Genomic DNA, 13434 nt, shown 5'->3' with positions numbered 1-13434 from the left:
GCCGCCGCGGACGCCGTCGTGGTCAATACGTGCTCGTTCATCCAAAGCGCTACCGAGGAAAGCCTCGAGGCCGTGTTCGATGTAGCGGGCCTTCCCAATGTGGCCGAGGGAGCCGCGCTCATCGTTGCCGGATGCATGCCGGCGCGCTATGGCGACGACCTTGCAGGCGAGCTGACCGAAGCGCGCGCGTTCGTTCCGTGCAGCCGCGAGGACGACATCGCGCAGGTTCTCGTGGACGCGCTCGGCCTTGGCGAAGAACCCGCTGCATCGGATCGCTTCGATACGGTGGAAGCCGCCTGCGCGAAGCAAACGGCCCCGACAAGCGTCTCGGCTTACGTGAAGATATCCGATGGGTGCGACCGATTCTGCAGCTTCTGCACCATTCCGTACATCCGCGGTCGGTACCACAGCTTCGCGTACGAGGACGTGCGCGCCGAGGTAGCCGGGCTGGTTGCCGGGGGCGTTCGCGAGATCGTGCTGATCGCTCAGGACACTGGCAGATGGGGGACGGATCTCGACGAGCCCTCTTCTCTCGCATGGCTGGTTTCCGCTTTGGCCGAAGAGTTTTCTCATACTTGGTTCCGCGTGATGTATATCCAGCCGCAAGGGCTGACCGATCAGCTGCTCGATGCGGTAGCCTCGCACGAAAACGTGTGCGACTACTTCGACATCCCGTTGCAGCACGTCGATCCCTCCATCTTGCGCGCGATGAATCGTTCGGGCTCGCGCGCCGAGTTCGAGGCGCTTGCGAACCGCGTGAGGACGCGCATTCCCCATGCCACGCTGCGCACTACCTTGATAGCCGGGTTCCCCGGAGAAACCGACGATCAGTTCGAGGATCTGTGCGATTTCGTGGAAGAGGGCCTGTTCGATTACGTGGGCGTCTTCCCGTATTCGCGCGAAGAGGGCACGAAGGCCTATGATTTGCCCGATCAGGTGGATGAAGACGAGAAGGCCGACCGCGCGCAGCGCTTGCGCGACCTTGCGGACGCGGTATGCTGTCCGCGCATAGCCGCCCGCGTGGGGCTTGAATTGGACGTGCTTGTGGAGGGCGTGGAAGAGGACGGGCAGTTGTTCGGCCGCGCCATGTGCCAAGCTCCCGAGGTGGACGGCGTCACGTACGTGGAGGCGGGCGAGCCGGGGCAGATCAAGCGCGTGAAAATCACGGACACGCTGCTGTACGAGATGGAGGGGGAGTAGTCCCATGGCCAGCTCAAGCCAGATGAAGCCCACGCCGACCGACAAGCTGTGGACGCCGGCGAACATCGTGACGCTTGTGCGCATCTGCCTGGTGCCCCTGTTCGTCGTAGCATTGCTCAGCCCCTGGCCGCAGTGGTTCGGCCTGCCGCAGGTGGCGGACGACTCCAAGAGCCTCATCGCTGCCGGCATATTCATTCTGATCTCATGCACCGACTGGCTTGACGGCTACCTGGCCCGCAGCCGGGGGGAAGTCACCGATTTCGGAAAGTTCATGGATCCGCTGGCAGACAAGATCCTTGTTGCGGCGGCCCTGCTGGCGCTCATCGAGCTGGGAGCCCTGCCCAGCTGGGTGGTGCTCGTCATCTTGGCTCGCGAGTTCATCGTTTCGGGCGTGCGCATGGTGGCGGCCAGCGAGGGCGTGGTTATCGCTGCCAGCTGGTACGGCAAAGCGAAAACCGTTTCGCAGATGGTGGCTATCGTGCTGTTCACCATCAAGGACAGCTACATGGTGGGCAGCGTGCACGCTGCGTTCTCGGACTGGATGTGGATGATCAGCTGGCTCGTCATGATCGTGGCGCTCGTGCTGACCATCGTGTCCATGCTGGACTACATCGACAAAGCGCGTCACCTGATCGGGCTGAAGCCCAAGGAGCCGAAGCGGAAGCGTCGGGGATCGAAGGATGCGCGCGCGGTGGCGTCCGAACCGGCGTCGCCTGCTGCGCCCGCAGAGAGCCGGGTCCTTTCCGATGCGGATCTTGCCGAGATAGCCCCCGAGGCGCTCGAGGCCCTTGCTTCCACCGTGCTTTCCACGGCGCGTGCAGCTGGAAAGACCATCGGAACGGCGGAAAGCCTGACAGGCGGGCTGATCGCCGCTACGCTTACGCAGATCCCGGGCAGTTCCGATGTGATGCGCGGAAGCGTGGTCAGTTACGCGACCGAGGTCAAAAGCCTGGTGCTTGCGGTGGATCCCGACACGATCGCCGCGCATGGCGTAGTGAGCGAGCAAACCGCGAAGGCCATGGCTCAAGGTGCGTGCGCGGAGCTTCGCTGCGACGTGGCGGTGGCTGTGACGGGCATAGCCGGTCCGGGGGGAGCGGAGCCGGGCAAACCGGTGGGGACGGTATGGCTCGGCTGCGCTGACGGCTGCGGTACGGTCGAAGCGGAGACGCGCTGCTTTGCCGGCACGCGCGAGCAAGTGCGGCTCCAAACGGTGCGCGCTGCGCTCCAGGTCATGCAGCATGCGCTGGAAAGCCGCTAGAGCGACGATAGGTTTCTGCTAGATTCGCGTGGCGCTTCAGCAAGATTCGACGCAGGTCCCCGATAGAACCATGTTGGAAACCCGCTTGATTCGAAAAGGATCGAGCGGGTTTTTGGCTGTACGCGCGTCATGATTCAGCTAGAAAGGGCTTCTATACTTGAATTGCGGACTTGCCGATAAAAATGCTTGACCGACAAACAGATGTTCGTATAATAGGAGAAGTCGAAAAGCGGCGCTTTGGCGCACCTGCGGAAAGAGAAGGAAGCGCATGAACGAAGAAAAATCGAAGATGCTCAAGCTGACCACCGATCAGATCGAGACCAAGTTCGGAAAAGGCTCCATCATGAAGTTCGGCGAAAGCGACCAGAGCCTCAATATTGGCGCTATACCCACAGGCTCGCTTCCTCTTGATGCCGCATTGGGCATCGGAGGGGTGCCGCGCGGGCGCATCGTGGAGGTCTACGGTCCTGAATCGAGCGGCAAGACGACGCTTGCGCTTCAGGTGCTTGCCGAAGCGCAAGCGCTCGGCGGCATCGTCGCTTTCATCGACGCCGAACATGCGCTCGATCCGGTGTACGCGGCGCGTCTCGGCGTCGACATCGACGAAGTTCTTATATCCCAGCCCGATACCGGCGAGCAGGCGCTTGAAATCTGCGACATGCTGGTGCGAAGCGGCGCCATCGATTGCATCGTCATCGACTCCGTGGCGGCTCTTGTGCCCAAGGCCGAGATCGAAGGCGAGATCGGCGATACTACGGTGGGCTTGCAGGCGCGCCTTATGTCTCAAGCGCTTCGCAAGCTGGCAGGCTCGCTCTCCAAGTCGAACACCACGTGCATTTTCATCAACCAGCTGCGCGAGAAGATCGGCGTCATGTTCGGCAATCCCGAAACCACGACCGGCGGACGGGCGCTCAAATTCTTCTCGAGCGTGCGCATCGACATCCGACGCATCGACTCCATCAAAAAAGACGGCGAGATCGTGGGCAACCGCGTGCGCGCGAAAGTCGTGAAGAACAAGGTGGCGCCGCCGTTTCGCCAGGCTGAATTCGATCTCATGTACGGCGAGGGCATTTCTCGCGAAGGCTGCATCGTCGATATGGCGGTAGAGGCCGGCGTCGCGAAAAAGTCCGGTGCATGGTACACCTACGGCGAAGAGCGCTTGGGGCAGGGCCGCGAAGCCGCGAAGCAGACGCTTAGGGAGAACCCCGATCTGCGCGACGAACTGGAGAACAAGGTGCGCGAGGCGTTCGATATCCCCATTATCACGCGAACGGCAGAAGAGGCGGACGTCCTCTCTCCGGTAGCGAAGCCCAAGGGAAAGAAGTAGCGCGTCATGTCGCATAGCTCCGACGACGTGAAAGCCCTCTTGCGGGCGAATATCGCTGCGATCGAATCGGGGGAACGGTCGTCGTTGCCCGGTGCGCGTCAGGCAACGAGCTCCGAGCGAAAAGCACGACCCGCCTCGTGCGAGAGCGTTTCCGTCGGCCGGGATAAAGAAGGGCCGGACGATTCGCCTGAGCGCGCGTTTCGCAAGATCGAGCGCCTTGCCTGCGCGCGCGAACAGGCAAGCGAGGCTTTGCGCCGACGTTTAGTGCGCGAGGGATTTTGCGAGGATGCCGTCGAGGAAGCGGTGGCGCGCGCCCAGGCATGCGGTCTTGTCGACGATCTTCGCTATGCCGACGTGCTCGTCCGAAGCCGTCTTTCGCAGGGCAAGGGGCGCCGCGGCATCGTCGCCGAGCTCGAGGATCTTGGCATTGCCGTCGACGAAGTCGCGTCGTTGTCCGAAGGGCAGGGGGTCGGCGACGATGCGTCGGAGATCTCGCGCGCCATCGCTTTGCTCGAGCGGAAGCCCCCTCGGTCGAAGAACGCTCGAGAGGCGGCGTATAGAAAACTCGTCCAGAAGGGCTACGGCTCATCGGTCGCTTCCTCAGCCGCCCGTCAATGGCATGAATCCCTTTGCTCGGCGCAGTTCGACCGGATAGGGTAAGGCCGGGCGCCGGACGTACAAGCCGTCCGACGCCTCCGTTTTGCCGACCCTGTTCGTGAAGGTGCGTTTCGCCTTGTCGTTTCCGAATATTTCTTGTCGAGGGCTTTTACAAATCGCATACAAGCCTTATTATGTATAGAAGCTTGGGTGAAACGTACCTGATGAGGGTACTTCTTATAGACAAATTCATACGATGCTTCCCGTATCGCGTGCGTTCGCTCATGCCCGGTTTTGCCGGGATTTTTTATGCCTACGAGTACTTTGAAACACACTGACAGAATGCGAAACGAAAGGGGGGAGCGTATGCCTGAAATCATCTGGCTCGTTGTCGGAGCCGCAGCTGGCATCGCCCTCGGATTCGTCATCACGCGTTTTCTCGTCAATGCGTCCACTAAGCGTGCGGCGCAAGAAGCGGAATCCGTGGTGACCGATGCGAAACGACAGGCGGAGACGTTGCGCCGAGAAGCAATCGTCGAAGCGAAGGACGAAGCGCTTCGGCTCAAGCAGGAAGCGCAAGTTGAAAGCAAGGAGCGCATGCGCGAGGTGCGCGCCGCCGAGAACCGTATATCCCAGCGTGAGGAATCGCTCGACCGTCGCGTGGAGTCGCTTGATTCGCGCGAACATCAGATCTCGTCGATGCAAGGGCAGCTCGATCGCCGCGAACGCGATCTGTCCGAGGCAGAGCAGGAGATCAACCACCGTCTAGAGCGCGTGGCAGGCATGAGTCCTGACGAGGCGAAAGCCGAGCTGCTCGATACGCTGAAGGACGAGGTCACGCATGCCTCTGCAGCCATCATTCGCGATGCTGAAGCGCGCGCGAAGGCCGAGGCCGACAAGAAGGCGCGTTCGATCCTGAGCCTGGCAATCCAGCGCGTTGCGGCCGACCATACCGCTGAAACCACGGTATCGACCATCCATATTCCGTCGGATGACCTGAAGGGCCGCATCATTGGCCGCGAAGGTCGCAACATTCGCTCGTTCGAGCAGCTGACGGGCACGAACCTCATCATCGACGACACCCCTGAGTGCGTGACGATCTCCTGCTTCGATCCGGTGCGCCGCGAGATCGGTCGCGTCACGATGGAGAACCTTGTTGCGGACGGCCGCATCCATCCGGCTCGTATCGAGGAGATGTTCGGCAAGGCCGAGGCGTTCGTGAACCAACGCGTCCAGGAGGCCGGCGAACAAGCTGCGTTCGATACGGGAATTCACGACCTGCATCCTGAGCTCGTGCGGACGCTCGGTCGTTTGCGGTACCGCACCTCTTACGGGCAGAATGTGCTCAACCATTCGCTCGAAGTCGCGTACCTGTCGGGCGTCATGGCTTCGGAGTTGGGACTCGATCCCATTCCGGCCAAGCGCGCCGGCTTGCTGCACGACTTGGGAAAGGCCGTTGACCACGAGGTCGAGGGAAGCCATGCCGTGATCGGCGCCGACCTTGCTCGCCGTTTCGGCGAAAAGGGCGATATCGTGCATGCTATCGAGGCTCACCACAACGACGTGGAGCCTTCGAGCGTGCTTGCGGTTCTGGTCCAGGCTGCAGACGCCGTATCCGCCGCGCGCCCCGGTGCGCGCAAAGAGACGCTTGACGCCTATATCAAGCGTCTTGAGAAACTTGAGGAAATCGCGAATTCGTACAAGGGCGTCGAGCGCACCTACGCAATCCAAGCGGGTCGCGAAGTACGCGTCATGGTGGAACCCGAAGCGGTGGACGAAGCGGCTACCACGGTGCTCGCCCACGATATCGCGCAGCGCATCGAAAACGAGATGCAGTACCCCGGCCAGGTGAAGGTCGTGGTCATTCGCGAGAGCCGTGCGGTCGGCATCGCGAAGTAAGGCGGATCTGTTGTGAAGCACGACTCTCTCGAGAGCTTCATCGAGGACGTCTGCGGCGAAAGCCATCTCCGGGTCGAAACCGACCTCGGGGATGGCTTCGTCCGTTTGAGGAGCGCAGAAGCCGAGCGGCGCCAAGCTGCGCACGACATACGGTCAACGGAAGACATCGTTATCGAGATGTTGAGAAACGCACGCGATGCTCATGCGCGCAGTATCTTCCTTGCGGTTACCCGCGAGGATCGGCGGCGGAAACTGGTCATGATCGACGATGGAGACGGCGTTCCCCCTTCCATGCACGAGCGCATCTTCGAGCCGCGCGTTACCTCGAAGCTCGACACTATGTCCATGGATAAGTGGGGCGTCCACGGACGCGGCATGGCTTTGTACTCTATTGCCGTCAATTCCGAGTCTGCGTACGTAGCAGCTTCGGATTCGGGCAAAGGATCTTCGCTGTACGTCGAGACGAACCTGGACAAGGTGGGGGAGAAGACCGATCAGTCGAGTTTCCCCACGTTCGAGCGAAATGAATCGGGGAACGTGGTCGTACGCGGTCCTAAAAACATACTGCGTACGGCATGCGAGTTCGCCATTGAAAGCAGAACAAGCTGCACGGTATACCTGGGATCCGCTACGGACGTGGCCGCCACGCTGTACGCCTTCGGGCTTGCTTCGCTGACCTCGTCGGCAAGGGCGTTTTGCAAAGAGCCATCCCGCCTTCCCGTCAGCAAGCGGTTGTCGGTGTGCGCCGACCCCGCTTCGTTCGCACAGGAAGCGGCCCGATTGGGCCTTGAATTGTCCGAGCGAAGCGCGCGACGCATCATGGACGGAGAAATAGCCCCGTTATCGCCGCTTATCGATCGAATTCGCATCGAGGCTGTTCCAGAGCCCGACAACGCCCCGACACCTCCGCGCAACGTGCGCGATCGCGCAGCTGCACAGGATGCGCGCGGCCTGAAAATCGCCACCGAGGATTTGGAGATCTTCTCGAAGCGCGTTGCCGCAGCTTTCGAAGACGTGGCGCGCGATTACTACCTCGAATCGGGGGTAAGCCCGGAGGTTCGCGTTGGGAAGGACTGCATTCGCATCGCCATTCCTATTGCCAAGTTGCGATAACGCCTGGACGCCCTGCTCGCTTCGAGTTCTCCATGGTTTCGGTATACCCGCAGGTTGCACGCCATAGATCGAATGGGTAGAATGTTGAATGCATAAACATTGCAGGCTGAGCGAAGCATATTTATCGAACTAAACGCACGCGTAACGGACCAAACGAAAAAGGATATGCATGTCCACTACAGAGCATAAGCCAGACGTCGGCTGCCTGAAGGTGTCGTCGAAATCGTCGCCCGCTTCCGTAGCGGGCGCCATCGCCGGCATGGTGAAGGACGGCGTTTCCGTCGAGATTCAAGCCGTGGGAGCGGGAGCCGTCAATCAGGCAGTCAAAGCCATCGCTATTTCTCGAGGGTTTCTGTCGCCTATTGGAATCGAAATCGCTTGCGTCCCTTCGTTCGCCGACATCGTAATCGACGGCGAGTACCGCACCGCAATCCGATTCGCGGTAGATCCTCGCTATACGCGCGGCGTCGGAGCTTCCGTTTCCGACGAGCGTCGCGACTCCCTTTCCGACCTCTAAGATAGACGAGCCTATGCAAACTCCCTTTATGAACTTGACGTTCTGCATCCGTACGTTCGGATGCCAAATGAACAAGCATGATTCCGAGCGTATTGCCGGGATGCTCGAGGGCTTAGGGGCCCTCATGGTGGATTCCATCGAGGATGCGGACATCGTCGCGTTCATGACGTGCTGCGTTCGCGAAGCGGCCGATACGCGCCTGTACGGCCAAGTCGCCTCGCTCAAGAATATCCCGCTGCGCGAAGGCACGCCGCTTTCCAAACGCGTTGTGGCCGTTGGAGGCTGCATCGGCCAGCGCGACGGCGAGAAGCTTACCGAAGAACTGCCTCATCTTGATGTGGTGTTCGGAACGCACAATCTAGGATCGCTGCCACGCCTTTTGCAGGCAGCTATAGAAGAGGGCGGCCATCAGGTGGAAGTGCTCGATGCGGCCTCTTCGTTTCCGACCGAGCTGCCCACGGCGCGCGAGCACGAATGGGCGGCCTGGCTTCCCATCACCATCGGCTGCAACAACTTCTGCTCTTACTGCATCGTGCCGTACGTGCGCGGGCGGGAGAAGTCGCGTCCGCTCGAGGACATCGTCAGCGAAGCCGAGCGGTATGTGGCTGCCGGCGTAAAAGAGATCACGCTGTTGGGCCAAAACGTGAATTCGTACGGTCGCGATCTGTATGGATCGCCTCGTTTCGCGCAGGTGCTCGATGCGCTCGACGCAACGGGAATCGAGCGGCTCCGCTTTGCCACGAGCCATCCGAAGGATTTGACCGACGAGGTGATCGCGAAATTCGGTTCGCTACGCTCCCTTATGCCTGCTTTGCATCTTCCGGTTCAGTCCGGGTCCGATGCCGTCTTAGCTGCGATGAATCGTCGCTACACGCGCGAGCACTACCGGGGCCTTATCGCCAAACTGCGCGACGCCTGCCCCGATATTGCGCTGTCGACCGACATCATCGTAGGCTTTCCGGGAGAGACCGCCAAGGATTTCGAAGATACCTACCGATTGCTTGACGAGGTGGGCTACCACCAGGTGTTCACGTTCATCTATTCGAAGCGCGAAGGCACGCCTGCCGCCTCCATGGACGATAGCACCCCGCGCGAGGTTATCCAGCAGCGTTTCGATCGCTTGGTGGACCTTGTGCAGGACAAGGCGTTCGAGGCGAATCAGAAAGACCTGGGAGCTACGGTGGATGTGCTGGTAGAGGGCGGATCGAAGCGCGACGAAACCCTTCTGACGGGCAAGAGCCCGAAGAACCAAACCGTTCACGCAGCTGTTCCTGCAGGACTTTCGGTGGAGAGCCTGACCGGCCAAACGGTGCGCGTGCGCATCGACGAAGCGAAAACGTGGTATCTGGCAGGCGAGGTTGTAGACGGTGCTTAGCCTTTCGGCCCCTGTCGTATGCGTCGTAGGTCCTACGGCATCGGGCAAGACTGCGCTTGCGCAAACGCTTGCCCTCGAATTGAACGGCGAAGTGGTCAGCGCCGATTCGATGCAAGTGTATCGCGGTATGGACATCGGCACGGGAAAGCTCCCTGTTCGGGATCGCATCGTGGCCCACCACGGATTCGACTTGGTCGACCCGGGCGAGCCTTATTCGGCGGCGTTGTTCCAGGCGTATGCGCGAGATTGTTTTCTTGACATCGACGCGCGCGGACGAAGAAGCGTGCTCTGCGGCGGTACGGGGTTTTACGTGCGCGCAGCGATAGACGATTACGATTTTCCCAAAGGCGAGCAGGTCGGCAATCTTGTACGAGATCGCTGCAATCGCATTGCGCAGGAGCAAGGCCCTGAAGCCCTATGGCATCTTCTTGCGGATCGCGACAGGGAAAGTGCCGCTTTGATTCCGCCTGCCGACGTGAAGCGCGTTGCTCGTGCCTTCGAACTTCTCGAGGACGGTACGACGTACGCCAAACAGCGCGCCAAACTTGCGCAGTTGCCGCAATGCGTTCCCGCCGTGTTCGTGGGGTTGGCGGTCGATCCCGATGTTCTTCGCGCTCGGATCGACGCACGTGTCGACCAGATGATCGAAGACGGCTTGGTCGACGAAGTGAAGCATCTGCTCCAAAAAGGGTTCAGAAACGGAATCACGGCTCCGCAGGCTATCGGGTACAAAGAGATCGTTGCCGCGCTTGACGGTGAAACTACCATGGAGGAAGCGATTCTCAGTATCAAAACGGCAACGCACCGGTACGCTAAGCGACAACGTACCTGGTTTCGCAAAGATGCGCGCATCCGCTGGATCGATGCAAACGCTCCCGATGTGCGTGCGATGCTGCGCGCGTCTTTAGCGGTTCTCGAAGAAGCTCAACCGCTTGCAAGCGGTTGTTGAAGATAGCGATGTTCTCTGGGAAGGATGGCTTGATGTCCGATTTCGAAGCAGTGATTACGCGCGGCATGACGCCTACTGCCGAAGTACGGCGCGAACGGGCCGTTCTTGTGGGGGTCGACCGACCCGGAACCGCATGGCCCTTAGCCTCGTCGCTTGCAGAACTCGAGCGGTTGGTAGATACGGCGGGAGCCGACGTCGTCGCCAGCACGACGCAAAAGCTCGAGGCGCCGAATCCTCGCACCTTCGTAGGCACGGGCAAAGCCGAGGAAGTTGCCGAGCTCGCACGCGCCCATGCTGCGGACCTCATCGTTTTCGACGATGAACTGACGCCTTCTCAGCAGGCGAATCTGGAGAAGGTGGTAGGGCGCGATGTGAAGGTCATCGACAGAACGGCCCTTATCCTGGACATCTTCGCCTTGCATGCAACCAGCAAGGAAGGTCGTCTGCAGGTGCGGCTGGCTCAAAACCAGTACTTGCTACCTCGCCTGCGCGGCATGTGGGCCCACTTGGCATCGAACCGCATGGGCGGCGGTGTGGGATCGCGCTTCGGCGAAGGCGAGAGCCAGCTCGAAGTCGACCGGCGCATGGTTCGCAAGCGAATCACTTCGATCAAGCGCGAGCTCAAGCATCTTTCTGAAGTGCGTGCGGTGCAGCGTGAAAGTCGCTACGAGAGCGGCATGTTCAAGGTGGCGTTGGCGGGCTATACGAATGCGGGTAAATCGAGCTTGCTCAATCGTCTGACGAAGGCCGATGTGCTTGCGTACGACAAGCTGTTCGCAACGCTGGACTCCACGACGCGCAAGTTCGAGCTTCCTGAAGGCCGGGAAATAACCATCACCGATACGGTCGGGTTCATTCAAAAGCTTCCGACGACGCTTGTCGAGGCGTTCAAATCGACGCTTGACGAGATTACGGGCGCGGATTTGGTACTGCATGTAGTGGACGCTTCTTCAGAGGAATACCAAGGTCAGATAGATGCCGTCGATGCCATTCTGGGTCAAATTGGCGCTCAAGATCTTCAGCGCATTCTCGTGTTCAATAAATGCGACCTGCTTGACCAGGAGCATCAACATGCGCTCGAGACGCGTCATGCTCAGGCTCGGTTCGTTTCCGCCGAAACAGGGGAGGGGATCGCAGGGCTGATCGAGCATATTGCGCGCGTTGCTTCCGCGCATGACGATCACCTGAGCGTGTTGCTGCCGTACCACCGAGGGGATCTTGTTTCGCTTGCGCACGAGCGTTGCCATATTCTATCGGAGACCCACGAAGAGCAGGGAACGAAAATCACCATGCTGGCATCGCCTTCGTTTTCCGGATTGTTCGCGCCGTTCGTTTGCGAAGAATAAAACGACGGGCAGTTTCCAGGTCGCGTGCTTGCTGCATCATGCGAATCCTTGCTAACCGCATCGCAGCACACGAGAAGATCTGCACGTCAGGCCCATGTTAGAGCAACTCTAACATGGGCCTGAAATCGTTTCGCCACCATAAGGGAGTGCGTCTCTCTCGAAAAACCGCTTATGCTTAAAGACGGCGAAACACTGCGACTACTTTGCCCGCGATGGAGCAATCGCGGGTGATGATGGGGTCCATGGAAGAGTTCTCCGGTTGCAGCCGAATATGATCCTGCTCTTTAAAGAAGCGCTTGACAGTTGCACCGTCGTCGATAATCGCCACGACGATATCCCCGTTGTTCGCAACGGGTTGCTCTTTCACTACAACATAGTCACCGTCGTTGATCCCGGCTTCAATCATGCTCTCCCCGCGAACCGATAGAAGGAACGAGGGAGAATCCCCCACTATATCGGTCGGGAGAGAGATGGTGTCGGTAATGTTCTCTTCCGCAAGGATGGGAGAGCCTGCTGCAACGTTTCCGACCAGCGGAACGTTCACGATCTTGCTGAAACTCGGCTGTACGACGTTCGTTACAAGCGCAGCATCTTCAAGGGGATAGGTAAGCGCTATAGAACGGGATTTGAGCGGGTCGCGCTTGATAAGCCCCTTGTCTTCAAGCGCTTTCAAGTGAACGTGCACTGTGGAAGGGGAGGAGAGCCCCAAGCTTTGGCAAACCTCGCGCACGGTAGGGCCGTACCCCTTTTCGCGAATGCACTCTTCAATGCAATCAAGTACAGCTTGTTGGCGCTTCGTCACTTTTTCGGACATACTCCATCCTTTCCTAAAAGCGAACAAATGTTTTGATTTTATGTTGACATGAACCTTTGTTCGCTCTATTATATACGCGAACAAAGGTTCTACGCAAGAGCAAGGAGGCAGAAAGATGAGGAATTTTGAGGTGCGCTACCCGACTGACGGCACGTCTGCTTTGCAACCCGAGCTTCATAATTGCTCGGTAAAAAACGCGCGCATACTTTCGTTCCCGAATCATGCGGCCTCTTCTGATGGCTTTGAAGTTCGATCGATTTCTGCCTCCCGTCCAGGATCATGCGGTACGCTCCAAGGCTTTGTTCGGACTTTACGGCAGGGTAATTGTCGCGGACGGGCTTATGATCGCTTTAATACGGGGCAGGCTGTTGCGGGTGGAATCGTTCTTACGGCTTGTTCTTTTGCCGGCGTGCTCTTGAGCTTGTAACTGAGACGGTTTTCAAGCGGCGCATGTGATTGCACAGTGGAGGCGTTGGTTTTCTTGCAGTGATCAAAGAACGCGATTGAACCACTATATGTAGTATGTTAGGCTAGGGCAAATTCGAGAGAAGGAGTCCAGCCTATGCGTTGCCCAGCCTGTGGAAATCCTGAATCGAAGGTTGTCGATTCCCGACCTTCCGAAGACGGCACGGCTATACGGCGCCGTCGCGAATGTCTTGATTGCGGCCGACGATTCACCACGTACGAACGACTAGGCGACAACCCCTTGCTCATAATCAAAACGGACGGATCGTCCGAAGCGTACGACCGTCAAAAGCTCATGCGCGGCTTGCTTATGGCATGCGCGAAAAGGCCTATATCGCCTGAACAAATAGGATCGCTTATCGACAGTATAGAGAGCGAGCTCCGCAACGCCTCCAAGAGCGAGATTAAATCGAAAGAACTAGGCGATATGGCGCTTGTCCGTCTAGCTAAGCTTGACGATGTGGCTTACGTTCGCTTTGCGAGCGTGTACAAGGACTTCCAGAACGTCGAAGAATTCTCGGCTGCACTTGAAGGGTTGCGATACCATGACTGACCTTACAATACCGGTAAAACA

12 protein-coding genes are annotated in these 13434 nt (G+C 59.1%); 11 read left to right on the top strand and 1 reads right to left on the bottom strand.

Features of this window, described 5'->3' with window-relative positions; all coding sequences use genetic code 11:
* From rimO to hflX, 10 genes are all read left to right on the top strand, one after another.
* Positions 1–1200: 30S ribosomal protein S12 methylthiotransferase RimO (rimO, locus tag ACMNI9_RS11135; protein ID WP_418832143.1), on the top strand; the 1200-nt coding region annotated here is incomplete at its 5' end.
* Between the two features lie 4 nt (positions 1201–1204).
* Positions 1205–2458, top strand: a complete 1254-nt coding sequence (gene pgsA, locus ACMNI9_RS11130) for a CDP-diacylglycerol--glycerol-3-phosphate 3-phosphatidyltransferase (protein ID WP_418832140.1) — start codon at positions 1205–1207, stop codon at positions 2456–2458.
* Between the two features lie 268 nt (positions 2459–2726).
* Positions 2727–3785: a recombinase RecA gene (gene recA, locus ACMNI9_RS11125; RefSeq protein WP_114566106.1), complete on the top strand. Its 1059-nt coding sequence runs from the start codon at positions 2727–2729 to the stop codon at positions 3783–3785.
* 6 nt (positions 3786–3791) lie between these two features.
* On the top strand, positions 3792–4445 hold the full coding sequence (locus ACMNI9_RS11120) for a regulatory protein RecX (protein ID WP_216528521.1): 654 nt from the start codon (positions 3792–3794) through the stop codon (positions 4443–4445).
* A 303-nt stretch (positions 4446–4748) separates the two neighbouring features.
* Positions 4749–6281 (top strand): ribonuclease Y, encoded by a 1533-nt coding sequence (gene rny / locus ACMNI9_RS11115; protein WP_114566104.1) that lies wholly within the window; start codon positions 4749–4751, stop codon positions 6279–6281.
* Between the two features lie 12 nt (positions 6282–6293).
* Positions 6294–7394: an ATP-binding protein gene (locus tag ACMNI9_RS11110; RefSeq protein WP_418832135.1), complete on the top strand. Its 1101-nt coding sequence runs from the start codon at positions 6294–6296 to the stop codon at positions 7392–7394.
* Positions 7395–7563: 169 nt separating this feature from the next.
* Entirely contained in the window at positions 7564–7911 is a 348-nt protein-coding gene (locus ACMNI9_RS11105; RefSeq protein ID WP_216528519.1) for a stage V sporulation protein S, read from the top strand.
* A 13-nt stretch (positions 7912–7924) separates the two neighbouring features.
* A complete protein-coding gene (gene miaB / locus ACMNI9_RS11100; RefSeq protein ID WP_114566101.1) occupies positions 7925–9286 on the top strand; it encodes a tRNA (N6-isopentenyl adenosine(37)-C2)-methylthiotransferase MiaB in 1362 nt (453 codons plus the stop codon).
* Positions 9279–10235, top strand: coding sequence for a tRNA (adenosine(37)-N6)-dimethylallyltransferase MiaA (gene miaA / locus ACMNI9_RS11095; RefSeq protein ID WP_418832131.1), 957 nt, complete (start codon positions 9279–9281; stop codon positions 10233–10235). The genes miaB and miaA overlap by 8 nt, the downstream gene beginning before the upstream one ends.
* 32 nt (positions 10236–10267) lie before the next feature.
* Positions 10268–11581 carry a GTPase HflX gene (gene hflX, locus ACMNI9_RS11090; RefSeq protein WP_418832128.1) on the top strand — a complete coding sequence of 438 codons (1314 nt, stop codon included), beginning with the start codon at positions 10268–10270 and terminating at the stop codon, positions 11579–11581.
* Between the two features lie 175 nt (positions 11582–11756).
* Here hflX and lexA read toward each other — a convergent pair whose 3' ends face one another.
* Positions 11757–12395 carry a transcriptional repressor LexA gene (gene lexA, locus ACMNI9_RS11085; protein ID WP_418832125.1) on the bottom strand — a complete coding sequence of 213 codons (639 nt, stop codon included), beginning with the start codon at positions 12393–12395 and terminating at the stop codon, positions 11757–11759.
* Between the two features lie 562 nt (positions 12396–12957).
* Between lexA and nrdR the strand changes: the two genes are divergently transcribed.
* Positions 12958–13413, top strand: a complete 456-nt coding sequence (gene nrdR / locus ACMNI9_RS11080; RefSeq protein ID WP_114566097.1) for a transcriptional regulator NrdR — start codon at positions 12958–12960, stop codon at positions 13411–13413.
* Positions 13414–13434 lie beyond the last annotated feature (21 nt).

It is taken from the genome of Paraeggerthella sp., assembly GCF_048427265.1.
Classification (GTDB): domain Bacteria; phylum Actinomycetota; class Coriobacteriia; order Coriobacteriales; family Eggerthellaceae; genus Paraeggerthella; species Paraeggerthella hominis.
The sequence above is the reverse complement of the archived record's forward strand: the minus strand, read 5'-3'. Positions and strand labels throughout refer to the sequence as shown.